Origin of the sequence: Streptomyces sp. NPDC057249 (assembly GCF_042669245.1) — a bacterium.
Lineage (GTDB): Bacteria > Actinomycetota > Actinomycetes > Streptomycetales > Streptomycetaceae > Streptomyces.
Map to the genome: position 1 here is coordinate 234,875 of NZ_JBHUXS010000006.1, position 25,432 is coordinate 260,306.

Sequence of the window (25,432 nt, forward strand, 5' to 3'; positions counted from 1 at the left end):
TCTCGCCCGCTCCGGGCAACTCGCGTCCAAACAGCCAAGATCTTTGTCCATGGACCGGCCGCACGCCAGGGGTGAGGCTGGACCGAGACATTCCGCGCATCAGGAGAACGGGCACCATGGCTGACTTCACCGTCGGGGACGACGGCTTCCGGATCGACGGGGAGCCCGTGCGGCTGCTGTCCGGGGCCCTGCACTACTTCCGGGTGCACGAGGGCCAGTGGGACCACCGGCTCGCGATGCTGCGGGCGATGGGGCTGAACTGCGTGGAGACGTACGTCCCGTGGAACCTCCACGAGCCCCGGCCCGGCCGCTTCCGGGACACCGGGGCGCTGGGGCGGTTCCTGGACGCGGCGCACCGGGCCGGTCTGTGGGCGATCGTGCGCCCGGGCCCGTACATCTGCGCGGAGTGGGAGAACGGCGGGCTGCCCGCGTGGGTGACCGGCCGGTTCGGGCGGCGGGTGCGGACTCGGGACGAGGGGTATCTCGACGCGGTCGGGGCCTGGTTCGCCGAGCTGCTGCCGCAGGTCGCGGAGCGGCAGATCGACCGCGGCGGCCCGGTGATCATGGTGCAGGCCGAGAACGAGTACGGGAGTTACGGCACCGACGCCGTGCATCTGCGCCGGGTGACGGAGCTGCTGCGCGGGAACGGGGTGAGCGTGCCCCTGTTCACCTCGGACGGGCCGGAGGACCACATGCTCACCGGCGGCTCGGTGCCCGGTCTGCTCGCCACCGCCAACTTCGGCTCGGGCGCCCGCGAGGCGTTCCGGGTGCTGCGCCGCCACCAGGCGTCGGGTCCGCTGATGTGCATGGAGTTCTGGTGCGGCTGGTTCGAGCACTGGGGCGCGCCGCCGGTGGTACGCGATCCGGCGCAGGCGGCCGGTGCGCTGGCGGAGATCCTGGAGTGCGGGGCGTCGGTGAACGTCTACATGGCGCACGGCGGTACGAACTTCGCGGGCTGGGCGGGCGCGAACCGTTCCGGGCCGCGCCAGGACGAGGAGCTGCTGCCGACGGTGACGTCGTACGACTACGACGCGCCGGTGGACGAGTACGGCCGGGCCACGGAGAAGTTCCGGCTGTTCCGCGAGGTCCTCGCCCGGTACGCGGACGGGCCGCTGCCCCCGCCGCCGCCCGAGCCGGCCGGGCTCGCCGCCCCGGTGCGGGCCGAGCTGACCGAGTGGGCGCCGCTGGACACGGTGCTGGAGGCGCTGGGCGACGAGGAGGCGGCGGAGTCCGGGGTGCCGCCGACGTTCGAGGAGCTGGGGGTCGACCGCGGCCTGGTGCGCTACCGGGTCGCCGTGCCGGGGCCGCGCCGCCCGTACCCGCTGGACGTCGCGGGGCTGCGGGACCGTGCGGTGGTGTACGTGGACGGGGTGCGCCGGGGTGTCCTGAGCGAGGGGGCCTCCGCGCTGGCGGAGCCGGTGGCCGGGCCGGCCGAGGTGGAGCTGTGGGTGGAGTCGCTGGGCCGGGTCAATTACGGGCCGCGCCTGGGCGAGCCGAAGGGCATCACCGGGGGTGTGCTCCACGAGCGCCAGTATCTGCACGGGGTACGGGCGCGGGCGCTGCGGCTGGACGCGTTCGAGGAACCGGGCGCGGTGGCGGGCGTGCCGTTCGCGCCGGTCGACGGGGAGGGCGGGCCGGGTCTGTACCGGGGCGCCTTCGAGCTGACGGCCGGGGCGGACCACGCGGGGCTCGGACTCCCGGGCTGGACGCGCGGGTTCGTCTGGGTGAACGGCTTCTGCCTGGGCCGGTACTGGTCGGCGGGCCCGCAGCACACGCTGTACGTGCCGGGTCCGGTGCTGCGGGAGGGCGTCAACGAGGTGTGGGTGCTGGAGACGGAGGGCGCGGGCGCGCCGTTCGCCGAGCTGGGCCCGGGGCTGCCGGTGCGGACGGGCGGCTGACAACCCCGGGGCGCCGCAGTCCGTCTTACCCGGGTGAGGAGTCGGGACCGGAGCGACGAGCGGGGGTACGGAGATGCCGGAGAGTCCTCGCCGCAGTCCCGTCGAGCACGGGTTCCCGCATCTGGACACGGTCCGTTCGGCGATCACCGCCCTGTACCGGAGGCTGTCGGCCGACGGGGTCGGGCGATTCGCGCCGAGCCTCGCCCCGGCCGACGCCGCGTTCTCCGACGCGGACGACCTGCACCTGGGCGCGCAGCGGGTGGCCCGGGCGATGGTGCGCCACTACCGGCTGCCGGACGCCCGGGTGATCGTGGCGTTCCGGTCCATGGAGCACGCGGGGAGTGTCGAGCTCGCGTCGGGGCCGGAGTACTTCGTGGAGCTGAACGACCGCTTCCGCACCCATCGCCGGGACGTCGGCGCGGCCCTGTCGCACGAGGTCGCGCATGTGCTGCTGCACCGGCTGGGCCTGGAGTTCCCCGGCACCCGGGACAACGAGATCCTGACCGACACGGCGGCGGCCTACCTGGGGGCGGGGTGGCTGCTGCTGGACGCGTTCCGCGAGGACGCGACGTCGAGCCAGAAGCTGGGGTACCTGACGCCGGAGGAGTTCGGGTACGTGCTGGCCGAGCGGGCGCTGGTGTTCGGCGAGGACCCCTCGCCGTGGTTCACCAGTCCGCAGGCGTACACCGCGTACACGGAGGGCCGGGCGCGGGCGCTGCGGGACGCGGCGCGGGCGCCGTTGACGGCCGCCGGGTGGGCGGGGCGGCGGCGCTACGCCCGTGACCGGCGGTCGGCGTCCGGGGGGCCCGGGGGTTCGTACGCCTTCGAGGCGGGCGGGGACGGGTTGCGGGTGGCCTTCCCGTGCCCCGTCTGCCATCAGTGGAACCGGGTTCCGGTGCGGGGGCGGGTGCGGGTGCGGTGTGCGCTGTGCCGCGCGGTGCTGGATTGCACGACGTGACCGGTCACCGTCCCGGGGGCGCCGGAGGGGCGAAATCAAGCCCCTCCGGCGATTGAGGAGCGGGGGTCCGGGGGCAGCGCCCCCGGAAGTGTTACGCGGCGCGGCGGCTGCGCTGCGCGGTGCCCCTGGAGGCACCGGTGCCGCGCGACGCACCGGTGCCTCGCGACGCACCGGCCCCCCGGCCCCGGCCCCGGCTGCCCGAGCGCGTGCCCGTGCCCGCCGGCCGGGTGCGCGGCTTCGGCTGCGTCGGCTGCGGGACCTCTATGACCACCGCGACTCCGGACGGCTCGCGGGCGCCCGTGATGCGGGACAGCTCCTCGTCGCTGGAGCGGATGCTGGTGGTGCGCGGGGCGATGCCGGCGTCGCGCATCAGGCGGGTCATGTCCCGCTTCTCGTCGGGCAGCACCAGGGTGACGACGCTGCCGGACTCCCCGGCGCGGGCGGTGCGGCCGCCTCGGTGGAGGTAGTCCTTGTGGTCGGTGGGCGGGTCCACGTTGACGACCAGGTCGAGGTCGTCCACGTGGATGCCCCGGGCCGCCACGTTCGTCGCGACGAGGGCGGTGACCTGGCCGTTCTTGAACTGGTCCAGGGTCCTGTTGCGCTGCGGCTGCGAGCGCCCGCCGTGCAGCGCGGCAGCGCGTACCCCGCTGGCGAGCAGCCGCTTGGCGAAGCGGTCCGCGGCGCGCTTGGTGTCCACGAACATGATCACGCGCCCCTCGCGGGCTGCGATCCGCGTCGCGACGGCCTTCTTGTCGGTCTCGTCCAGGACGTGGAGGACGTGGTGCTCCATGGTGGTGACCGCGCCGGCGGACGGGTCGACCGAGTGCACGACGGGGTCGGTGAGGAACATCTTGACCAGGCGGTCGATGTTCTTGTCCAGGGTGGCCGAGAACAGCATCCGCTGGCCGTCCGCCTCGACCTGCTTGAGCAGGGCGGTGACCTGGGGCATGAAGCCCATGTCGGCCATCTGGTCGGCCTCGTCCAGGACCGTGATCGCGACCTGGTCCAGGCGGCAGTCGCCGCGCTCGATGAGGTCCTTGAGCCGGCCCGGGGTGGCGACCAGCACCTCGGCGCCGCGCCGCAGCGTGGCGGACTGCCGGGTGATCGACATGCCGCCGACGACGGTGGCCAGGCGCAGGTTGACCGAGGTGGCGTACGGGGTGAGCGCGTCGGTGACCTGCTGGGCGAGCTCGCGGGTCGGGACGAGGACGAGCGCGAGGGGTGCCTTCGGTTCGGCGCGGCGGCCGGCGGTGCGGGCCAGGAGCGCGAGGCCGAAGGCCAGGGTCTTGCCGGAGCCGGTGCGGCCCCGGCCGAGGATGTCGCGGCCGGCCAGCGAGTTGGGCAGCGTGGCGCCCTGGATCGGGAACGGCTCGGTCACGCCCTGCGCGGCAAGGGTCTTCAGCAGGGCTGCGGGCATGTCCAGCTCGGCGAACGCCTCGACGGCGGGCAGTGCGGGGGTGATGGTCTCGGGCAGCGCGAATTCGCCCTGCGGCGGCGTGGCCCTGCGACGGGGCGACGCCTTTCCGGTTCCCTTGCCGGAACCCTGTGCGTTTGCCTGTGCCCGGTCCGTGCCGCGTGCCCTGGACGGGCGGTTGCGGGCGGGACGGTCCTGGCGTTCGGAGCGGGTCATATCGGGATTGTCCTCCTGGGACAGCACGAGCCGGGGCCCGCACCATGACGGTGCGGGCCCCGGCTGCGAGGTACGCGTCCGGCGAAAATTAGGCCGGGACGATGTTCTCCGCCTGCGGGCCCTTCTGGCCCTGCGTGACGTCGAAGCTGACCTTCTGGCCCTCGACGAGCTCACGGAAGCCCTGGGCGTTGATGTTCGAGTAGTGGGCGAAGACGTCGGCGCCGCCGCCGTCCTGCTCGATGAAGCCGAAGCCCTTTTCAGAGTTGAACCACTTCACGGTTCCAGTAGCCATGTCGATCTCCTAAGGAGGTGCAGTGCCGGAAATTCGCACTTTACGAATTCCAAGTCGCCGCATTGAGCCCCATCCGGAGAAAGCCGGAAAACAATAAAGCGCCTGACGAAGCATTCCCGTCAGGCGCACATAAAGTTCATGGGTACCAAAACTGCAACACGCCCACCGTAGCACGAGCCGCCGCCGGATGTCGGGAGGTGGCCGGATCAGGCGTCGTTTCCCCTGCGGACGGTGCGCAGCGGGCGGCCGGGGTGCCAGCTGGTGAGGACGATGGTGTCGCCGCCCTCCAGGCCCACCCGCACCACCTCGGTGGGCTCGACGCGGAACAGGTGGAACGGCTCGGGCGGGGTGCGCTCCGCGATGAAGCGCGCCAGGACCGCGGGGTCGGTCACCTCGACGGCGCGCCCGGAGATCCGGACGTCCCCGTCGGCCATCTCGGCGTCGGGCCCGGGGTTGGCGTGCACGCAGAAGCGGGGGTCGCGGCGCAGGTCGAGGGCCTTGCGGGAGTTCGGCATCATGCCGAGGTGCGGCTCGTCCTGCCAGAAGTCCACCTCCAGGCCGGTGAGCCGGGGCGACCCGTCCGCGCGGAGGGTGGCGAGGACGTGGTGCCTGTACTGCGCGAACCTCCGTCGCACGGTGTCGGCGAAGTCGGGTTCGGCGGTGCGGAAGTCGGTCCAGGTGATCGTGGTCATGGGGTCATGGAACCGGGTAACCCCGTCATCTTCTGTCCGGTTTTCCGGCGGACCCGCGCCGGCCCACCCGTTCGGGTGCCCGCCATGGGTGCGGAGCCCGGGTCGGGGCCGCCGTCACGGGTTCGCTATCTTGATCGCCGCCGATCCCCCACCGGCCCCGATTCCGTATAGACGAAGGAGCCGGTCATGGAGGCCGCCGCCACCACCTGCTACCGCCATCCCTCGTACGAGACGTATGTGAGCTGCGTCCGCTGCGAGCGCTTCATATGCCCGGACTGCATGCGTGAGGCCGCGGTCGGCCACCAGTGCGTGGAGTGCGTCAAGGCGGGGCAGCGCTCGATCCGGCAGGCCAGGACCGTGTTCGGCGGGACGGTGGCGCGGACCGCGGTACCGGTCGTCACGTACGCGCTGATCGGCCTCAACGTCCTGGCGTACCTCGCGGAGCTGATACGCCCGGGGGTGGTCGACCGGTTCGCGATGACGGGGGCGGGGCTGACCGACGCGAACGGCGGGCGGTACGTCTACGTCGAGGGCGGCTATCCCGGGTTCGACGTGGTGGGGGTGGTGGACGGCGAGTGGTACCGGCTGCTGACCGGGGCCTTCCTCCATCTGCCGCCGGACGGTTCGTCGTTCGGGTCGCTGCCGTTCGGGGTGCTGCACATCGCGTTCAACATGTACGCCCTGTGGAACATCGGCCGGGTCGTCGAGGAGCAGCTGGGCCGGGTCCGTTTCCTCGGCCTGTATCTGCTGTCCGCGCTGGGCGGTTCGGTGCTGGTGTACCTGGTCTCGCCGGCGGACGAGGTGGTGGGCGCCTCGGGCGCGGTCTTCGGCCTGGCAGCCGCGTTCTACGTCATCGGCCGCCGCCTGGGCCGGGACATGCGGGCGGTCAACAGCTTCCTGGCCGGTTTCCTGGTGTGGATGCTGCTCTCCGCGGCCTTCACGTCCTGGGAGGGCCATCTGGGTGGCCTGCTGACCGGTGCGGCGGTGACCGTCGTGTACGCGTACGCCCCGGCCGGGCGGCGTACGGCGGTGCAGGCGGCCGGGTGCGTGGTGCTGGCGGCGGTGCTGGTGCTGCTGGTGGTCCTCAAGACGTCGGCGCTGACCGGCTGAGCCGGCCGGGGTGCCCGGGTCTGACACGATGACCGCATGCGGAACGATCACTTCACGGAGCGCTCGCGCGCCCTGGCGCGGCGGCTGCATCCCCTGGACTGGCTGGCCGGGGGGCTGCTGCTGCTCGGAGTGATCGCGGCGGCGACCGGGCTGCTGCCCGCCGGCCCGGCCGAGGACCAGCTGCGGCGCATCGGGCCGCTGCTGGCGTTCCTGGCGACGGTGATCGTGCTGGCGGAGCTGGCCGGCCGGGCCCAGGTCTTCGACGTGGTCGCGGCATGGGTGGCGCGGGCCGGGCGGGGGCGGTATCCGCTGCTGTTCGGGCTGTGCGTGGCGTTCGCCTCGCTGACCACGATCACCCTGAACCTGGACACCACGGCCGTGCTGCTCACCCCGGTGATGCTGGCGCTGGCCGGGCGGGTGGGCATCGCGGCGGTGCCGCTGGCGATGACGACGGTGTGGCTGGCCAACACGGCGAGCCTGCTGCTCCCCGTATCGAATCTGACCAATCTGCTCGCGGCGGACCGGGTGGCGCTGTCCCCGGCCGGGCTGGCCGGGGTGATGTGGCTGCCGCAGCTGGCCGCGATCGGGACGACGGCGCTGTGCCTGTGGGTCTTCTACTGGCGCCGGGGCAGGCGGGGCGCCGACTCGTACACCCCGCCGCCGGTGCCCACGCCCGACGACCGGGTGCTGCTGGGCGTCTGCTCGGTGGCGTGCGCCGGGTTCCTGCTGGCCATCCTGGCGGTGGACGTGCCGCTGTGGTCGGCCTCGCTGGTGGCGATGGTGGTCGTGGTGGTGGCGTACGCGGTGCGGCGGCGCGAGGAGCTGCGGCTCTCGCTGGTCCCGTGGCGGCTGCTGGTCCTGGTGCCGGGGATGTTCCTGGTGGTGGAGACGGTCGACGCGCACGGGCTGCACGAGGTGCTGGTGCGGGCGCTCGGCTCGGACGACGGCCTAGCGGGCATGCTGCGCACCGCCGGGGTGGGCGCGGGGCTCGCCAACGTGCTGAACAACCTTCCGGCGTACGTGGCGGGCGAGGCGGTCGTCCCGGTGGGCAACCACCATCAGCTGCTGGCCCTGCTGATCGGGGTGAACGCGGGCCCGCTGGTCACCCCGTGGGGGTCGCTGGCGACGCTGCTGTGGTTCGAGCGGTGCCGGTTCCAGGGGACCCGCATCGGCCTGCGGCGTTTCGCGCTGACCGGGCTGGTGCTCGCGGTGACGGCGACGGCGGCGGCGACCTGCGCGCTCGCACTGACCGTCTGAGTCCGGCGCCACCTGCCCCCGGACGCGCCACGGCGCCTGCCGAATTCGTCCGGTCGGGGACGGGCAGGCGCCGCGTTCAGTTCCGCACGCCGTTGTGCGGGACGTCTGTGTGCCGTGTCAGACCGTCAGGGCACGGTCCGTCGGGCGGATCGGGGCCGGCAGTGCGCTGGCTCCGGTCAGGAAGCGGTCCACGCCGCGTGCCGCGGAGCGGCCCTCGGCGATGGCCCACACGATGAGGGACTGGCCGCGGCCCGCGTCCCCGGCGACGTAGACGCCGTCGACGTTGGTCGCGTAGTCCTCGTCACGGGCGATGTTGCCCCGTGCGTCGAGCTCCAGACCGAACTGCTGGACCAGACCGTTGGCCTGGTCGGTGCCGGTGAAGCCCATCGCGAGCGTGACCAGCTGCGCGGGGATGACCCGCTCGGTGCCGGGCTTCTGCTCCAGCTTACCGTCCTTGAACTCCACCTCGACCAGGTGGAGGGCCTGGACGTTGCCGTCCTCGTCGCCCTCGAAGTGGGTGGTCGAGACGGAGTAGACCCGCTCGCCGCCCTCCTCGTGCGCGGAGGTGACCTTGTAGAGCATGGGGAAGGTCGGCCAGGGCTGGTTGGCGTTCCGCTCCTCGCCCGGCCGGGGCATGATCTCCAGCTGGGTGACGGACAGGGCGCCCTGGCGGTGCGCGGTGCCGACGCAGTCGGCGCCGGTGTCGCCGCCGCCGATGACGACGACGTGCTTGCCCTCGGCGGTGATCGGGGAGACCGTGAGGTCGCCCTCCTGCACCTTGTTGGCGAGCGGCAGGTACTCCATCGCGAAGTGCACGCCGTTCAGCTCCCGGCCCGGGACGGGCAGGTCGCGCGAGACGGTGGCACCGGCGGCGATGACCACGGCGTCGTAGCGGCGGCGCAGCTTCGCGGCGTCGATGTCCCGGCCGATCTCGGTCTCGGTGCGGAACTTGGTGCCCTCCGCGCGCATCTGCTCGATGCGGCGGTTGATGTGCGACTTCTCCATCTTGAACTCGGGGATGCCGTACCGGAGGAGGCCCCCGATGCGGTCCGCGCGCTCGTAGACGGCGACCGTGTGACCGGCCCGGGTGAGCTGCTGGGCGGCGGCGAGGCCGGCCGGGCCCGAGCCGATGACGGCGACGGTCTTGCCGGACAGGCGCTCGGGCGGCTGCGGGGTCACGTCGCCGTTGCCCCACGCCTTGTCGATGATCGAGACCTCGACGTTCTTGATGGTGACGGCCGGCTGGTTGATGCCGAGCACGCACGCCGACTCGCAGGGCGCCGGGCACAGCCGCCCGGTGAACTCCGGGAAGTTGTTCGTGGCGTGCAGCCGCTCGGAGGCGGCGGCCCAGTCCTCGCGGTAGGCGTAGTCGTTCCACTCGGGGATGAGGTTTCCGAGCGGGCAGCCGTTGTGGCAGAACGGGATGCCGCAGTCCATGCAGCGGCCGGCCTGCTTGCTGATGATCGGGAGCAGCGAGCCCGGAACGTAGACCTCGTTCCAGTCCTTGACGCGCTCGCCGGCCGGGCGGGTCTGCGCGACCTCGCGGCCGGTGGTCAGGAAGCCCTTGGGGTCAGCCATTGGTCGCCGCCTCCATCATCTTCTCGGTGGTCTCCTGCTCGGAGAGACCGGCGAGCTCAGCGGCGTCCTTGGCGGCGAGCACTGCCTTGTAGGTGGACGGGATGATCTTGCTGAAGCGGGCCACGGCGGTGTCCCACTCGGCGAGGAGCTTCCCGGCGACGGTGGAGCCGGTCTCCTCCTGGTGGCGGCGCACGACGTCGTGCAGCCACTGCTGGTCGGTGTCGGTCAGCTCCTCGATCGCGCCGAGGTTGCCGGCGTTGACGTTGTCGCGGTCGAGGTCGATGACGTAGGCGACGCCGCCGGACATGCCGGCCGCGAAGTTGCGCCCGGTCTCGCCGAGCACCACGGCGTGGCCGCCGGTCATGTACTCGCAGCCGTGGTCGCCCACGCCCTCGGAGACGACGGTGGCGCCGGAGTTGCGGACGCAGAACCGCTCGCCGGTGCGGCCGCGGAGGAACAGTTCGCCGCCGGTGGCGCCGTAGGCGATGGTGTTGCCCGCGATGGTGGAGTACTCGGCGAGGTGGTCGGCGCCGCGGTCGGGGCGGACGACGACGCGCCCGCCGGACAGGCCCTTGCCGACGTAGTCGTTGGCGTCGCCCTCCAGGCGCAGGGTGACACCGCTGGGCAGGAAGGCGCCGAAGGACTGGCCCGCGGAGCCGGTGAAGGTGATGTCGATGGTGTCCTGGGGCAGGCCCGCACCGCCGAACTTCTTCGTGACCTCGTGGCCGAGCATCGTGCCGACGGTCCGGTTGATGTTGCGGATCGCGATCTGCGCGCGGACCGGCTGGGCGGCCTCGGGGCTGTCGGCCTTGAGGGCGTCGGCGGCGAGCTTGATCAGCTCGTTGTCGAGCGCCTTGTCGAGGGCGTGGTCCTGCTCGGTGTTCCGGTACCGGACCGCGCCTTCGGGCAGCTCGGGGACGTAGAACAGCGGGGCGAGGTCCAGGCCCTGCGCCTTCCAGTGGGTGACGGCCCGGTCGGTGTCCAGCAGCTCGGCGTGGCCGACGGCCTCCTCGATCGAGCGGAAGCCGAGCTCGGCGAGGAGCTCGCGGACCTCCTGCGCGATGAACTCGAAGAAGTTGACGACGTACTCGGCCTTGCCGGAGAAGCGGTCGCGCAGCACCGGGTTCTGGGTGGCGATGCCGACGGGGCAGGTGTCGAGGTGGCAGACGCGCATCATGACGCAGCCGGAGACGACGAGCGGCGCGGTCGCGAAGCCGAACTCCTCGGCGCCGAGCAGCGCGGCGATGACGACGTCGCGGCCGGTCTTGAGCTGGCCGTCGGTCTGCACGACGATGCGGTCGCGCAGGCCGTTGAGCAGCAGGGTCTGCTGGGTCTCGGCGAGGCCGAGCTCCCAGGGGCCGCCCGCGTGCTTGAGGCTCGTCAGCGGGGACGCGCCCGTGCCGCCGTCGTGGCCGGAGATGAGGACCACGTCCGCGTGCGCCTTGGAGACGCCCGCCGCGACCGTGCCGACGCCGACCTCGGAGACCAGCTTCACGTGGATGCGGGCCTGCGGGTTGGCGTTCTTGAGGTCGTGGATCAGCTGGGCCAGGTCCTCGATGGAGTAGATGTCGTGGTGCGGCGGCGGGGAGATCAGGCCGACGCCCGGGGTGGAGTGCCGGGTCTTGGCGACCCACGGGTAGACCTTGTGGCCGGGCAGCTGGCCGCCCTCGCCGGGCTTGGCGCCCTGGGCCATCTTGATCTGGATGTCGTCCGCGTTGACCAGGTACTCGCTGGTGACGCCGAAGCGGCCGGAGGCGACCTGCTTGATGGACGAGCGGCGGGCCGGGTCGTAGAGCCGGTCGGCGTCCTCGCCGCCCTCACCGGTGTTGGACTTGCCGCCCAGCTGGTTCATCGCGATGGCGAGGGTCTCGTGGGCCTCGCGCGAGATGGAGCCGTAGGACATGGCACCGGTGGAGAAGCGCTTGACGATCTCCGAGACGGGCTCGACCTCCTCGATGTCGATCGAGGGGCGGTCCGACTGGAAGCCGAACAGGCCGCGGAGCGTCATCAGCCGCTCGGACTGCTCGTTCACCCGGTCCGTGTACTTCTTGAAGATGTCGTACCGGCGGTTGCGGGTGGAGTGCTGGAGGCGGAAGACCGTCTCCGGGTCGAACAGGTGCGGCTCGCCCTCGCGGCGCCACTGGTACTCACCGCCGATCTCCAGCGCGCGGTGCGAGGCGGAGATGCCGGAGGCCGGGTAGCCCTTGGTGTGCCGGGCCGCGACCTCCTTGGCGACGACGTCCAGGCCGGCGCCGCCGATCTTGGTGGCGGTGCCGTTGAAGTACCGGTCCACGAAGGACTGGTCGAGGCCGACCGCCTCGAAGACCTGGGCGCCGCGGTAGGAGGCGACCGTGGAGATGCCCATCTTCGACATGACCTTGAGGACGCCCTTGCCGAGCGCGTGGATCAGGTTGCGGATGGCGTCCTCGGCCTCGATGCCCTCGATGAAGGTGCCGGCCCGGACCAGGTCCTCGACGGACTCCATGGCGAGGTACGGGTTGACCGCGGCGGCGCCGTAGCCGATCAGCAGCGCGACGTGGTGGACCTCGCGGACGTCCCCGGCCTCGACCAGCAGGCCCACCTGGGTGCGCTGCTTGGTGCGGATGAGGTGGTGGTGGACGGCGGAGGTGAGCAGCAGCGAGGGGATCGGCGCGTGCTCGGCGTCGGAGTGCCGGTCGGAGAGGACGATCAGGCGGGCGCCGTCCTCGATGGCGGCGTCGACCTCGGTGCAGATCTCCTCGATGCGGGCGGCCAGCGCGTCGCCGCCGCCGTGCACCCGGTAGAGGCCGGAGAGCGTGGCGGCCTTCATGCCCGGCATGTCGCCGTCGGCGTTGATGTGTATGAGCTTGGCCAGCTCGTCGTTGTCGATCACCGGGAAGGGCAGCGCGACGCTGCGGCAGGACGCGGCGCCCGGCTCCAGCAGGTTGCCCGAGGGGCCGAGCACGGAGCGCAGCGAGGTGACGAGCTCCTCGCGGATGGCGTCCAGCGGCGGGTTGGTGACCTGCGCGAACAGCTGGGTGAAGTAGTCGAAGAGCAGCCGGGGGCGGGCCGAGAGCGCGGCGATCGGCGAGTCGGTGCCCATGGAGCCCAGCGGCTCGCCGCCGGTGCGGGCCATCGGGGCGAGGATGACGCGCAGCTCCTCCTCGGTGTACCCGAAGGTCTGCTGGCGGCGGGTGACGGAGGCGTGCGTGTGGACGATGTGCTCCCGCTCGGGGAGGTCCTCCAGCTCGATCTCGCCGGTCTCCAGCCACTCCTGGTAGGGGTGCTCGGCGGCGAGGGACGCCTTGATCTCGTCGTCCTCGATGATGCGGTGCTCGGCGGTGTCCACGAGGAACATGCGGCCGGGCTGCAGGCGGCCCTTGCGGACGACCTTGGCCGGGTCGATGTCCAGGACGCCGACCTCGGAGGACAGCACGACGAGGCCGTCGTCGGTGACCCAGTAGCGGCCGGGGCGCAGACCGTTGCGGTCGAGGACCGCGCCGACCTGGACGCCGTCGGTGAAGGTGACGCAGGCCGGGCCGTCCCAGGGCTCCATCATCGCGGAGTGGTACTGGTAGAAGGCGCGGCGGGCCGGGTCCATGGAGTCGTGGTTCTCCCACGCCTCGGGGACCATCATCAGCACCGAGTGCGGCAGCGAGCGGCCACCGAGGTGGAGCAGCTCCAGGACCTCGTCGAAGGACGCGGAGTCGGAGGCGTCGGGGGTGCAGACGGGGAAGATCCGGTCGAGCGGCGCGTCGCCGAAGAGGCCGGAGGCGAGCTGGGACTCGCGTGCCTTCATCCAGTTCCGGTTGCCCTTGACCGTGTTGATCTCGCCGTTGTGCGCGACGAAGCGGTACGGGTGTGCGAGCGGCCAGCTCGGGAAGGTGTTGGTCGAGAAGCGCGAGTGGACCAGGGCGACCGCGGTGGCGAACCGGGGGTCGGAGAGGTCCGGGAAGAAGGGCTCCAGCTGACCGGTGGTGAGCATGCCCTTGTAGACGATGGTGCGGGCGGAGAGCGACGGGAAGTAGACCCCGGCCTCGCGCTCGGCGCGCTTGCGCAGCAGGAACGCCTTGCGGTCCAGGACGATGCCGGCGCTCTCCCCGTCCGCCACGAAGAGCTGGCGGAACTCGGGCATGGTGGCGCGGGCGCCGTTGCCGAGGATGTCCGGGGTGACCGGGACCTCGCGCCAGCCGAGGACCGTCAGGCCCTCCTCGCCGGCGATCTTCTCCAGTGCGCGGACGGCGCCGGCGGAGTCGTCGGCGGGCAGGAAGGCGATGCCGACGGCGTAGGCGCCGGCCTCGGGGAGCGCGAAGGGGACCTCGGCGCGCAGGAACGCGTCCGGGACCTGGAGCAGGATGCCGGCCCCGTCACCGGAGTCGGGCTCCGAACCGGTGGCGCCGCGGTGTTCGAGGTTGCGGAGCACGGTCAGCGCCTGCTCGACCATCTCGTGGCCGGGCACACCGGTCAGAGTGGCTACGAACCCCACGCCGCAGGCGTCGTGCTCGTTGCGGGGGTCGTACATCCCCTGGGGGGCGGGGCGACCGTCCATGGGCGACCAGGCGTCGGTGCGCATCGGCTCTCCCGTCGTCGTCGTGGCATATGCAGTGCCGAGGGACGACGTTGGCCCTCTGCGAAATTTCGTGCAGATTACATGATGGGGCGCTTCTCAAAAAGCGGATGAACCGTTCCAACATGCGGACACCGTCGATGACGGCGGAGTGGGTCGCTGTCGGAGGATCGGCGCCCGGGAGACGCGGAGAGCAGGCGTCGTTGCCTGCGGTGTCTACGGCTCATGCCCGGTGGCGGAGAAAACGAAACCGCCGGGTAGTGGCTACTTATGTGCAGCCCTGCATAGAGACTCATTTTACGGTGCGCGGCGCGGTCGCGCCCAGAGGCCCGGGCCAAGACGTACGTCACACGCATGGCGTACGCGTGACGGGCCGATTGCGAGAACCGGCCCGTCACACGTACGAAACGGGCGGGGTCAGCCGCCCACCGCCACGCCGAACAGGGCGCCCAGGCCGTACGTGATCGCGGCGGCGGCGGCGCCCAGCGCCAGCTGGCGCAGTCCGCTGAACCACCAGCTGCGGGCGGTCACCCGGGCCACCACCGCGCCGCAGCCGAACAGTCCGGCGAGCGCCAGCAGCACGGCCGGCCACAGCGCGTCGGCGCCCAGCAGGAAGGGCAGCACGGGCAGCAGGGCCCCCAGGGCGAAGGCGCCGAACGAGGAGAAGGCGGCCACCAGGGGCGACGGCAGGTCGCCCGGGTCGATGCCCAGCTCCTCGCGGGCGTGGATCTCCAGGGCCTGCTCCGGGTCGCGCGAGAGCTGGCGGGCGACCTCGCGGGCGAGGGCGGGCTCGACGCCCCGGGACTCGTAGAGCGCGGCGAGCTCCCGCTCCTCGTCCACCGGGTGCTTGCGCAGCTCGCGCCGCTCGACGTCCAGCTCGGCCTCGACCAGCTCGCGCTGGGAGGCCACGGAGGTGTACTCGCCGGCCGCCATGGAGAAGGCGCCGGCGGCCAGTCCGGCGAGGCCGGTGATGACGACGGTGCGGTGCGAGACGTCGCCGCCGGCGACACCGGTCATGAGGGCCAGGTTGGAGACGAGCCCGTCCATCGCACCGAAGACCGCGGGACGCAGCCAGCCGCCGTTGACGTCACGGTGGGTGTGGTTGTCCCGGTGCGCCTCGTGCAGTACCGCGTCGGTCTCGATGATGGCCAAGACTTATCCCTCTCCCCTGGTCCGGATTCTCCGGAGGTGGGCCTCCTGCCCGCCCACACCCGCTCGACACCATCGAAAGTACGCACGAAAAATCGCTCCTGCCAGCAAGGCAGGCCGTACTTACCACCCTGCGTAACCGGATAGGTACGGCTTGCCTTGCTGTCCGGAAGGTTTCATCCGAGTGGCCCTTTTGTGTGGATAACCGGCCTTCGTTCCGGCTCGGCGTGGAACGAATCCCACAGGCACGAGTACTGGCTCGGTACGAGCGAAGGGTCGACGCGATGGACACGGTCGCAGGAAATCCGACGGCACCGCGGGCGGGCGGCACCCGGAAGGCACGGCTTCCGGACGAGCCGGCCCCGGGCGGGCCCCGCGACCGGGCCAGGGGCGCGCTGCTCGGCCTCGCGGTCGGCGACGCGCTCGGCGCCCCGGCGGAGAACATGCGTCCCTCCGAGATCCGCCGCCGCTGGGGGCGGATCGAGGGCTTCGTCAGCGACGACCCGGCGGGCACCGACGACACGGAGTACGCGATCTTCTCCGGGCTGCTGCTGGCCCGGCACGGCTCGGACCTCACCGTCACCGACGTCGAGCGGGCCTGGCGGCTGTGGATCGCCGACCTGGACGAGGGGCCGTTCCGGGGCGCCGGTTTCAGCGAGCGCGGCACGCTGGAGAACCTGCGCCGGGGCCTGGCCGCGCCGATCTCCGCCCAGCACCGGCACGCCTGGAGCGACGGCCTGGCGATGCGGGCCGCGCCCTTCGGCGTCTTCGCGGCCGGGCGCCCCGCCGAGGCGGCCCGGCTGGTCGCGGTCGACGGCCGGGTCAGCCACGAGGGCGAGGGCATCTACGGGGGCCAGGCGGTGGCCGCCGGGGTGGCCGCGGCGATGACCGGCGCCTCGGTCACCTCGGTGATCGCCGCCGCGCTCTCGGTCGTCCCGATGGACTCCTGGACGGCCCGCTCCCTGCGCCGCGCGGTGACGGCGGCGCAGCGCCCGTACCCCGACCGCCTCACCGGCGAACGCGCGGTCCGCTCGGCCGTGGTGGTCGGCGGCTACCCGTGGACGGACCTGGCCCCGGAGGCGATCGGCCTGGCCTTCGGCGCCTTCGCGGCGGCCCGCGGCGACTTCCGTACGGCGGTGCTGACGGCGGTCAACATGGGCCGCGACGCCGACACGACGGCCGCGGTGGCGGGAGCCCTGTCCGGCGCCCTGCACGGCGCGTCCGCGATCCCCCGCCTCTGGGCCGACGCGATCGGCCCGGTACGCGGCAGCTGCCTGCCGTCGATGCGCGGGTACCACGTGGTGGGCATCGCGGACCTGCTGGTGGCGGGGGCCGCCGGGTCGGCCGCCCCGGACGAACCCCCGCTCACCCCGGCGGCGGACGCGGACCCGGCGGCGAGCGGTGCGGCGGCGTGCCCGGGTGATCCACCGGACCGGGCCCCCGCCGGGGCGTCGCGGCAGAGCATCGGCACCGGGGCGGTGTCCCGGTGAGCGCGGCCCGGCGCGCCCGCGTCGAGGGGCTGCTCATCGGGCTGGCCGCGGGCGACGCCGCCGGGTGGCCCGCGGCCCGGCACCGGGCGGCCCGGATGCCGGAGTGGACCCGGCGCCTGACCCGCGAGCTGGACACCTTCGCCGAGCAGAACGCGACGACCACGCTCCCCGTGCCCATCGCCCTCAACCAGCCTCCCGAGCCGCTGCGGCTCGGGCCGTCCGACGACGCCGAGTGGGCGGCGTTCGCGGCGGGCACCGTGCTGGCGGCGGCGGGGCGGGTCCGGGCCGGCTCGGCGGACGGCGCCGGGCCGGGCCGTACCGTCCCGGGCGACGCCCCTGTGCGCGCCGCCGTCGCCGGGGCCTGGAACGCGCTCGCCGCCGAGGTCGCCGCCGCCGCGGCGCGCGCGACCGAGGTGGAGGCGGCCGTGCTGCCGCTGCGGGCCCGGATCTCGGTGCGGGCCGGGCTCGGCAACCTCGCCGCCGGGCTGCGCCCGCCCGCCACCGGGCACGACAACCCGCACTACTTCGACGACGCGGCGTGCGTACGGGCGGCCGTGCTGGCGGTCGTCCACCCGGGCGACCCGCACGCGGCGGCGGAGCTCGCGGAGTTCGACGCGCGCTTCACGCAGGACGGCGACGGGGTGCACGGGGCGCGGGCGATGGCCGCGGCGAGCGCCGCGGCGCTGGGCGGGGCGGACGTGGACACCGCCGTGGACGCCGCGCTGGCCCAGCTCCCCGACGGCACCGAGATCGCCCGCAACGCGGCCCACGCGGTCCGGATCGCGCGGGAGTTCGCCGGGGAACGGGCCGGGGCGTTCGCGCTCGTCCCGGTCCTGGAGCACCAGATCGTGGACCACGTCTACAGCTACGGGATCGCCGCCGCCGAAACCGTACCGGTCGCCCTGGCGCTGACCGCCGCGTCCCGGGGCGACCTCGCGCAGGCCGTGCCCGCGGCGGCCTGCCTGTCCCGGGTCGCGGACTCCGCGCCCGCCCTGGCCGGGGCGCTGACCGGGGCGCTGGGGTCCATCGGCTCCGTGCCCGACGGCTGGCGCGAGACCTGCCGGACGCTGGCCGGCTGCGCGCTGCCCCGGTTCGCGGGCACGGATCTGCTGGAACTCGCCGGGCTGCTGGCAGACACGGAACCGGCCCCCATGGGTGGACAATTCGGGCATGACTTCCACAGCGCCCCTGGCGCCCACGACGTCCCCCTCCCCCACGGCGGCCACGACGCCCACGCCCCCCGGGGCGCCCACGCTCGATGACCGGATCGCCGGCGCCCTCGTCGGCGCCGCCGTCGGCGACGCGCTGGGCGGCCCGGTCGAGGGCCGCTCGCCGGAGCAGATCACGGCCCGGCACGGCGGCAGGATCACCGGGATCGTCGGCCCCTGGGACGGCGACGACTGGCGGACCGCCCGCCCGATCGCCCCGTACCACAAGGGCGACGGGCACGTCACCGACGACACCTTGATGACGCACGCGCTGGTCCGGGTGTACGGGAAGGTGCGCGGCCATCTCGACGCGTACGCGGTCGCCGACCACCTCGTACCGGAGATGATCGGCGCACCGCGCTGGATTCCCGAGCTGGAGGCCGAGGCGCTGCCGCTCCAGCGGGTCTTCCTCGCGGAGAAGTGGATCGTCGCCCGGCTGCACTACGGCCACGTCGACCCGCGCGAGGCGGGCTCCGGAAACATCGTCAACTGCGGGGCGGCGATGTACATGGCCCCGGTCGGCCTGGTGAACGCCGCCCATCCGCAGGCGGCGTACGCCGAGGCGATCGACGTCGCCGGGGCCCATCAGTCGAGTTACGGGAGGGAGGCGGCCGGCGTCTTCGCGGCCGGGGTGGCCGCCGCCTGCGCGCCCGGAGCGACGCCCGCCACGGTCGTGGAGGCGTGCCTGTCGCTCGCCAAGGACGGCACCCGGGCGGCGATCGAGGCCGTCTGCGAGACGGCCTCCCGCCATCAGGACGTCGAGTCGGCGCTCGTCCCGCTGCGCGCGGCCGTCGCCCCCTTCGACACCGTGGGCCCCGACTACCGCGCGCCCTCGCTCGGTGCCCGACGCCCGTCCCGGCTGCACGCGATCGAGGAGCTGCCGGTCGCCCTCGGCATGCTGCTGGCCGCCGGCGGGGACTACCGGCAGTCGGTGCTCGGCGCGGTCAACTACGGCCGCGACTGCGACTCGATCGCCACCATGAGCGGCGCGCTCGCCGGCGCGCTGCACGGCGAGCGCGCCGTCCCCGCCGACTGGGCGGCCACCGTCGCCGAGGCCAGCCGCCTCGACCTGCGCGCCCCCGCCCGGACCCTGGCCGGGGTGGCCCGCGAGGTGTTCGCGCGGGACACCGCACGCCGCCGGGCCCACGAGGCCGCCTTCGCCGCGCTGGCGGGCACCCCGTGACCACGGCGGTCCGGGTGACCTGGGTGCAGCCGGAGGACCTGGTGGGCCACGAGCTGCGGCAGGCCGCCGAGGACGGCCGCGACGCACGCGACATCGCCCGCCGGTGGTACGGGGCCGGCGGCTCCCCCGCCCCGGAGCGCGCCGGCGCCTCCGACCCCGGCGCCCCGCCCGGGCTGCGCGCGGTCGCGGAACGGCTGCTCGACGAACTCGCCCTGCTGGAATCCCCGCTGGCCGGTGACGAGCCGGACGGCCTGGACGCGATCCGGGCCGCCTGCCCGCAGTGGCCGCACGCCCGGGGCGGCCGGCCGGCCGGCCGGGAGCGGCTGCACGCCGCCTGGCTGGGCCGCGCCGCCGGCTGCCTGCTGGGCAAGCCGGTCGAGAAGCTGCCGCTGGAAGGCATCCGCGCCCTGGCCCGGGCCACCGGCAACTGGCCGCTGAACAGCTGGTTCACCGCCCGGGGCCTGCCCGCCCCGCTGGCCGCCGCCTACCCGTGGAACCAACGCTCCGCACCCACCTCGCTCGCCGAGAACATCGACGGCATGCCCGAGGACGACGACCTCAACCACCCGCTGCTCACCCTGCTGCTGCTCCAGCGGCACGGCACCTCGTTCACCACCGCGGACCTGGCCCGGCTCTGGCTGGACGAACTGCCGGCCGGGCGTACGTTCACCGCCGAGCGGGTCGCGTACCGCAATCTCCTCGACGGCATCGAGCCCCCGGACACCGCCCGCCACCGCAACCCGTTCCGCGAGTGGATCGGCGCGCAGATCCGGGCCGACGCGCACGGCTGGACCCGGCCCGGCGACCCGGCCGGGGCCGCGGAGCAGGCGTACCGCGACGCGGTCCTCACCCACACCGGGAACGGCGTCTACGGCGCGATGTTCACGGCGGCGGCGCTGGCGGAGGCGGCCACCGGCGAGACCGACGTGCACGGCTGCCTGGCCACCGGGCTGCGCGTGGTGCCGCCGCGCTCGCGGTTCGCGGCTGCGGTACGCGACGGCATCGCGGCCGCCCGCCGGGACCGGGACTTCGATACGGTCGTGGACCGGCTGCACGCGGCGTACGGCAGGTATCACTGGGTGCATGTGCTGCCCAACGCGGCTCTGCTGGCCGCCGCCCTCACCCACGCCGACGGCGACTTCACCGGTTCGATCTGCAAGGCGGTGTCCGGCGGCTGGGACACCGACTCCAACGGCGCGACCGCCGGTTCGCTCGCCGGACTGCTGGCCGGGCGGGCGGACGCGCTGCCCGACCGGTGGACCGCCCCGCTGAAGAACCGGCTCGCCACGTCCGTCCCCGGTTTCGACGGGGCCGGCTTCGACACCCTGGCCGCCCTGACCCACCGGCTCACCCACGAGGAGGCACTCCGCCCATGACCAGAATCGCGGTGCTCGGCAGCACCAATATGGATCTGGTGGCCTACGTCGACCGGGCCCCGGAGCGCGGCCAGACCGTCACCGGACGGGAGTTCCGCACCATCCCCGGCGGCAAGGGCGCCAACCAGGCCGTCGCCGCCGCCCGTGCGGGCGGTGACGTGCTGATGATCGGCGCGGTCGGCGACGACGAGTACGGCGTGCGGATGCGGGAGAGCCTGGAGCACTCCGGCGTCGACACGGACCTGCTGCACACCGCCGAGGGCCCCAGCGGTACCGCGCACATCGTGGTCGACGCCAAGGGCTCCAACGCGATCGTGGTCATCCCCGGCGCCAACGGCACCATGACCGCGCTCGGTCCGGGCGAGGTGGCCGCCATCGCCGAGGCGGATCTGCTGCTGCTCCAGCTGGAGCTGCCGATGTCCGCGGTGATCGAGGGCGCCCGCGCCGGTCACGCCCAGGGCGTACGGACCGTGCTCACCCCGTCCCCCGTGCAGGAGCTGCCCTCCGAACTCCTCGACCACGTCGACCTGCTGGTCCCCAACGAGCACGAGGCGGCCGAGCTGTCCGGCTACGACGACCCGCACGCGGCGGCGGAGATCCTGCTCGGCCAGGTCCCCGCGGTGCTCATCACGCTCGGTTCGAAGGGCAGCCTGTACGCGGCCCGGGGCAGCCGCACCATCCACTTCCCGGCCCCGGACGTCACCGCCGTCGACACCACCGGCGCCGGGGACACCTTCGTCGGCACCCTGGCCGTGGCGCTCGGCGAGGGGCGCCCGGTGCCGCAGGCCATCGCCTGGGCCTCGGCCGCCGCCGCGCTCTGCGTGCAGAAACCGGGCGCCTCGGTCTCCATGCCGTACCGCAGCGAAATCGACGGCGCGTGAGCGCCCCCGCGGCGCCGCCGCTCACCGGACTGCGGGTCGTCGATCTCGCCACGCTCTTCGCGGGCCCGCTCTGCGCGACGATGCTGGGCGACTTCGGCGCCGAGGTGATCAAGGTCGAGCACCCGGTACGCCCCGACCCCTCCCGGGGCCACGGGCCCGCGAAGGACGGCGTGGGCCTGTGGTGGAAGCTCCTCGGCCGCAACAAGCGCAATCTGACGCTCGACCTCTCCGCGCCGGAGGGCCGGAACGTGCTGCTGCGGCTCGCCGCCGGCACCGACGTGATCATCGAGAACTTCCGGCCGGGCACGCTGGAGCGGTGGGGCCTCGGGCCCGATGAGCTGCACGCGGTCAACCCGCGCCTGGTCCTGGTGCGCGTCACGGGCTTCGGCCAGTTCGGCCCCTACTCCCACCGGCCCGGCTTCGGGACGCTGGCCGAGGCGATGAGCGGCTTCGCGGCGATCACCGGGGAGCCGGACGGACCGCCGACGCTGCCGCCGTTCGGCCTGGCCGACTCGATCGCCGCGCTCGCCACGGCGTACGCGGTGATGGCCGCCCTGGCGGGCCGGGACCGGACCGGCGAGGGGCAGGTGGTCGACATGGCGATCATCGAGCCGATCCTGACCGTGCTCGGCCCGCAGCCGCTCTGGTACGACCAGCTCGGTTACGTACAGCCGCGCACCGGGAACCGGTCGCGCAACAACGCCCCGCGCAACACCTACCGCACCTCGGACGGGCAGTGGGTGGCCGTCTCCACCTCCGCGCAGTCCGTCGCGGAGCGGGTGATGCGGCTGGTGGGGCGGGCGGACCTGATCGAGGAGCCGTGGTTCGCCACGGGCGCCACCCGCGCCGAGCACAGCGACGAGCTGGACGAGGCGGTGGGCCACTGGATCGCCCGGCACAGCCGGGAGGAGGCCCTGTCCGCGTTCGAGAAGGCAGAGGCCGCCATCGCCCCCATCCACGACGTGCGGGACGTGATGGAGGACCCGCAGTACCGGGCGCTCGACTCGGTCACCGAGGTGGACGATCCGGAGCTGGGCCCGCTGCGGATGCAGAACGTCCTCTTCCGGCTCTCCCGGACCCCGGGCGCGATCCGCTGGACGGGCCGTCCGCACGGGGCCGACACCGAGGAGATCCTGACCGAGCTGGGGCTGAGCGGGTCCGAGATCTCGGCGCTGCGGGCGGAGCGGGTGCTGTGAGCGCGGATGCCCCCCTCACCTTGCTGTACGTGCCGGGCGACCGGCCGGACGTCGTGCGCAAGGCGGCCGGTTCGGGGGCGGACGTGGTGATCGTGGACCTGGAGGACGCGGTCGCCCCGGACCGCAAGGAGTACGCGCGGGCCGCGACGGTGGAGCTGCTGTCGGACCCGCCGTCCGCCGCGGCTCCGCCCGTCCACGTCCGGGTCAACGACGAGGCGGACGTGCTGGCGCTCGCCGGGCTGCCGGGGCTCGGCGGGCTGCGGCTGCCGAAGATCACCCACGCCGCGTCCGTGCACCACATCGCGGCGCTGGCCCCCGGGGTGGCCCTGTGCCCGCTCCTGGAGTCGGCCCTCGGCATCGAGCACGCGTACTCGGTGGCCTCCGCGCACCCCCAGGTCCGGGCTGTCGCCCTGGGCGAGGCGGACCTCCGCGCGGATCTGGGCGTACGGGAGGACGCGGGGCTCGACTGGTCGCGCAGCCGGGTGGTGGTCGCCGCCCGGGCGGCGGGCCTGGCGCCGCCCGCGCAGTCGGTGTTCGCGGACGTCCGCGACCTGGACGGCCTCTGGTCCTCCTGCGTCCGCGGGCGGGCCCTGGGCTTCCTGGGCCGGGCGGCGATCCACCCCCGCCAGCTCCCGGTGATCGAGCGCGCGTTCCACCCGACGCCGCAGGAGGTCGAAGCGGCCTGGGAGATCGTGGAGGCGGCCCGTGACCAGGCGGGGGCCCAGGCCCTCCCGGACGGCCGTTTCGTGGACGCGGCGGTGGTTGCGCAGGCGCGGCGGACGCTGGCGCTGGCCCAGCGGAAGCGGTGACCTGGCGTTCCGCCTGACCGCCTTGTCCTCAATCGCCGGACGGGCTGGATTTCCGCCGCACGCCACATCGAGCCCGGCCGCATCAGACCCGTCCGGCGGAGCCGATTCAACGGCGAGCGGCAAAACCGAGCCCGTCCGGCGATTGAGGACACCCCCGCGACGGCGAAGGGGGCGCCGAATGCCTCGGCGGCCCCTCACTCAGCTTGCGCGGCGTCAGCCCTTCGCGGCTTCCGCCGTACCGTCCGCCTTCGGCGCGTCCGCGTCCGCGTCCGCGTCGTCGTCCGCCTTCGCATCGGCGACCGGCTTCGCATCGGTGTCCGCGTCGGCGTCGGCCTCCGCGGCCTCCGGCTCGTCCGCGTCGGTCCCGTCCGCCGTGTCCGAGGATTCCGGCGCCTCCGGCGCCCCCGGCTCCACGGTCTCCTCGCGGCCCGGCCGCACCTTCGCCGAGATCACGATGTACGCCACCGCCAGCACGAACACGATCAGCGCGGTCCACACGTTGAGCCGCAGGCCCAGGATGTGGTGCGCCTCGTCCACGCGCATGTACTCGATCCACGCGCGCCCCGCGCAGTACGCGGCGACATACAGGGCGAACGCCCGTCCGTGCCCGAGCTTGAAGCGGCGGTCGGCCCAGACCACCAGGAGGGCGACGCCGACGCACCACAGCGACTCGTACAGGAACGTCGGGTGGTAGGTGCCAGCGACCCGGTTCGGACCCTCGCTGATCTTCAGCGCCCACGGGACGTCGGTCGCCCTGCCGTACAGCTCCTGGTTGAACCAGTTGCCCCAGCGGCCGCACGCCTGGGCGAGGGCGATGCCGGGGGCCAGGGCGTCGGCCCAGGCGGGCAGCGGGATTCCGCGGCGGCGGCAGCCGATCCAGGCACCGACCGCGCCGAGCGCGATCGCACCCCAGATCCCGAGGCCGCCCTGCCAGATCTTGAAGGCGTCGACCCAGTTCTCACCGTCGCTGAAGTACAGCTGGTAGTCGGTGATCACGTGGTAGAGCCGGCCACCGACAAGCCCGAAGGGCACGGCCCAGACGGCGATGTCGGCAACGGTGCCGGTGGTACCTCCTCGGGCGACCCAGCGCTTGTTGCCGAACCAGACGGCGACGAAGACACCGATGATGATGCAGAACGCGTAGCCGCGGAGCGGGATCGGTCCGAGATCGATCACGCCGGTCGACGGGCTGGGAATGTAGGCAAGGTTCATGGCAGCATCGACGCTACCCTGCCGGGCGGGAGGTAGGACAACCCGCCCGGCAACGTCTGGGTAACGAGCGGGCCGCCGATTCCCCCGGCCGGCCCCATGGACACCGTCCGCCGCGCCTTACGGCGTCGCCGTGGCGGTGGCCGGTTTCTTGCCCTTGTTGGCCTCGGCGACCCACTTCTTCAGGTTGGCCACGGTGATCGCCTCGTCGCCCTTCTTCGGGAAGATCGACTCCCCGTTGAGCAGGGCCGTCGGCGTGCCCTGGAAGCCGCCTTCCCGGAACGCCTGGTTGGACTTCTCCACCCACGCGTCGTGCTTGCCGTCCTCGACGCAGCCGCGGAATTCCGGCGTGTCCAGTCCGGGGACCTTCTTGGCCAGCTCGATCAGCTTGTCGTTGTCCCCGAAGGCGTCGTCGGTCTCCGCCGGCTGGTTGCTGTACAGCACGTCGTGGTACGCGGAGAACTTGCCGGCGTCCTGCGCGCAGGCGGCCGCGTTGGCCGCCTTGAGGGAGCCGCTGCCGCCCATGTTGCCGTCGATGATCGTGGCGAGGTGGTAGTCGACCTTGATCTGGCCGTCGCGCTCCATCTCGTGGATCGTGTCGCGGAACGCGTTCTCGAACTGGGCGCAGACCGGGCAGCGGAAGTCCTCCCAGATGGTGAGGGTGGACGGGGCGTCGTCCGCGCCGACCCGGATGGCCAGGGCGTCCTTGCCGGTCGCCCCGGACGGGGCGACGGCCGGCCCGGACGCCTTGGACTTGTCGCTCTTGCCGTCGGTGTTCGCCGCGATCACACCGACGACCGCGGCCAGGCCCAGCACCCCCACCACGGCCGTGGACACGATCAGCGTGCGGCGCCGGCGGTCGCGCGCCTTCGCCTGCTCGCGCTGCTGGATCAGCCGGTCTCGCGCGGCCCTCTTACCCTGTTCGTTCTTCTCGCTCACACCGCGCAAACGACCCGGGGAGGCACTCGCG

The 25,432-nt window shown here is 73.3% G+C and carries 19 protein-coding genes; 11 read left to right on the forward strand and 8 right to left on the reverse strand.

Features of this window, described 5'->3' with window-relative positions; genetic code table 11:
* The first annotated feature begins 116 nt into the window (after positions 1–116).
* Complete coding sequence (locus tag ACFUJY_RS13905; RefSeq protein ID WP_383298404.1) at positions 117–1,898, forward strand: beta-galactosidase; 1,782 nt, start codon at positions 117–119, stop codon at positions 1,896–1,898.
* Between the two features lie 73 nt (positions 1,899–1,971).
* Positions 1,972–2,856, forward strand: coding sequence for a hypothetical protein (locus ACFUJY_RS13910; RefSeq protein ID WP_383298405.1), 885 nt, complete (start codon positions 1,972–1,974; stop codon positions 2,854–2,856).
* A gap of 91 nt (positions 2,857–2,947) precedes the next feature.
* Here ACFUJY_RS13910 and ACFUJY_RS13915 read toward each other — a convergent pair whose 3' ends face one another.
* From ACFUJY_RS13915 to ACFUJY_RS13925, 3 genes are all read right to left on the reverse strand, one after another.
* Positions 2,948–4,486 (reverse strand): DEAD/DEAH box helicase, encoded by a 1,539-nt coding sequence (locus ACFUJY_RS13915; protein ID WP_383298406.1) that lies wholly within the window; start codon positions 4,484–4,486, stop codon positions 2,948–2,950.
* 88 nt (positions 4,487–4,574) lie between these two features.
* On the reverse strand, positions 4,575–4,778 hold the full coding sequence (locus ACFUJY_RS13920) for a cold-shock protein (protein WP_018104519.1): 204 nt from the start codon (positions 4,776–4,778) through the stop codon (positions 4,575–4,577).
* Positions 4,779–4,984: 206 nt separating this feature from the next.
* Positions 4,985–5,470, reverse strand: coding sequence for a pyridoxamine 5'-phosphate oxidase family protein (locus tag ACFUJY_RS13925; RefSeq protein ID WP_383298408.1), 486 nt, complete (start codon positions 5,468–5,470; stop codon positions 4,985–4,987).
* A gap of 186 nt (positions 5,471–5,656) precedes the next feature.
* On the opposite strand from ACFUJY_RS13925, the gene ACFUJY_RS13930 reads away from it, so the two are divergent.
* Both ACFUJY_RS13930 and ACFUJY_RS13935 read left to right on the forward strand, forming a co-directional pair.
* Positions 5,657–6,580: a rhomboid family intramembrane serine protease gene (locus ACFUJY_RS13930; RefSeq protein WP_383298410.1), complete on the forward strand. Its 924-nt coding sequence runs from the start codon at positions 5,657–5,659 to the stop codon at positions 6,578–6,580.
* A gap of 36 nt (positions 6,581–6,616) precedes the next feature.
* Positions 6,617–7,837 carry an SLC13 family permease gene (locus tag ACFUJY_RS13935; RefSeq protein ID WP_383298412.1) on the forward strand — a complete coding sequence of 407 codons (1,221 nt, stop codon included), beginning with the start codon at positions 6,617–6,619 and terminating at the stop codon, positions 7,835–7,837.
* Between the two features lie 117 nt (positions 7,838–7,954).
* Here the strand turns inward: ACFUJY_RS13935 and ACFUJY_RS13940 are convergent, their stop codons facing one another.
* The 3 genes from ACFUJY_RS13940 to ACFUJY_RS13950 all read right to left on the reverse strand — a co-directional run bounded on the left by ACFUJY_RS13940 (position 7,955) and on the right by ACFUJY_RS13950 (position 15,113).
* Positions 7,955–9,415: a glutamate synthase subunit beta gene (locus ACFUJY_RS13940; RefSeq protein WP_383298414.1), complete on the reverse strand. Its 1,461-nt coding sequence runs from the start codon at positions 9,413–9,415 to the stop codon at positions 7,955–7,957.
* Positions 9,408–13,967 carry a glutamate synthase large subunit gene (gene gltB / locus ACFUJY_RS13945; RefSeq protein WP_383298415.1) on the reverse strand — a complete coding sequence of 1,520 codons (4,560 nt, stop codon included), beginning with the start codon at positions 13,965–13,967 and terminating at the stop codon, positions 9,408–9,410. The genes ACFUJY_RS13940 and gltB overlap by 8 nt, the downstream gene beginning before the upstream one ends.
* Positions 13,968–14,378: 411 nt before the next feature.
* Complete coding sequence (locus ACFUJY_RS13950; protein ID WP_383298417.1) at positions 14,379–15,113, reverse strand: VIT1/CCC1 transporter family protein; 735 nt, start codon at positions 15,111–15,113, stop codon at positions 14,379–14,381.
* Positions 15,114–15,394: 281 nt separating this feature from the next.
* Between ACFUJY_RS13950 and ACFUJY_RS13955 the strand changes: the two genes are divergently transcribed.
* From ACFUJY_RS13955 to ACFUJY_RS13985, 7 genes are read left to right on the forward strand one after another with little or no spacing between them, the layout of a single operon-like run.
* Complete coding sequence (locus tag ACFUJY_RS13955) at positions 15,395–16,600, forward strand: ADP-ribosylglycohydrolase family protein (protein ID WP_383298419.1); 1,206 nt, start codon at positions 15,395–15,397, stop codon at positions 16,598–16,600.
* Complete coding sequence (locus ACFUJY_RS13960; RefSeq protein WP_383298421.1) at positions 16,597–17,862, forward strand: ADP-ribosylglycohydrolase family protein; 1,266 nt, start codon at positions 16,597–16,599, stop codon at positions 17,860–17,862. Before ACFUJY_RS13955 ends, ACFUJY_RS13960 begins: the two co-directional genes overlap by 4 nt.
* The gene (locus tag ACFUJY_RS13965; RefSeq protein WP_383298423.1) at positions 17,771–18,991 is read left to right on the forward strand and encodes an ADP-ribosylglycohydrolase family protein; all 1,221 of its coding nucleotides are present in this window, start codon (positions 17,771–17,773) and stop codon (positions 18,989–18,991) included. Before ACFUJY_RS13960 ends, ACFUJY_RS13965 begins: the two co-directional genes overlap by 92 nt.
* A complete protein-coding gene (locus ACFUJY_RS13970) occupies positions 18,988–20,367 on the forward strand; it encodes an ADP-ribosylglycohydrolase family protein (protein WP_383298425.1) in 1,380 nt (459 codons plus the stop codon). The genes ACFUJY_RS13965 and ACFUJY_RS13970 overlap by 4 nt, the downstream gene beginning before the upstream one ends.
* A complete protein-coding gene (rbsK, locus tag ACFUJY_RS13975) occupies positions 20,364–21,248 on the forward strand; it encodes a ribokinase (protein WP_383298427.1) in 885 nt (294 codons plus the stop codon). The genes ACFUJY_RS13970 and rbsK overlap by 4 nt, the downstream gene beginning before the upstream one ends.
* Entirely contained in the window at positions 21,245–22,444 is a 1,200-nt protein-coding gene (locus ACFUJY_RS13980; RefSeq protein WP_383298429.1) for a CaiB/BaiF CoA transferase family protein, read from the forward strand. The genes rbsK and ACFUJY_RS13980 overlap by 4 nt, the downstream gene beginning before the upstream one ends.
* Positions 22,441–23,253: an HpcH/HpaI aldolase/citrate lyase family protein gene (locus ACFUJY_RS13985; RefSeq protein WP_383298431.1), complete on the forward strand. Its 813-nt coding sequence runs from the start codon at positions 22,441–22,443 to the stop codon at positions 23,251–23,253. The genes ACFUJY_RS13980 and ACFUJY_RS13985 overlap by 4 nt, the downstream gene beginning before the upstream one ends.
* A 213-nt stretch (positions 23,254–23,466) precedes the next feature.
* Here ACFUJY_RS13985 and lgt read toward each other — a convergent pair whose 3' ends face one another.
* The gene (lgt, locus tag ACFUJY_RS13990; RefSeq protein ID WP_383298433.1) at positions 23,467–24,465 is read right to left on the reverse strand and encodes a prolipoprotein diacylglyceryl transferase; all 999 of its coding nucleotides are present in this window, start codon (positions 24,463–24,465) and stop codon (positions 23,467–23,469) included.
* 117 nt (positions 24,466–24,582) lie between these two features.
* Positions 24,583–25,401, reverse strand: a complete 819-nt coding sequence (locus ACFUJY_RS13995; RefSeq protein WP_383298435.1) for a thioredoxin domain-containing protein — start codon at positions 25,399–25,401, stop codon at positions 24,583–24,585.
* Positions 25,402–25,432 lie beyond the last annotated feature (31 nt).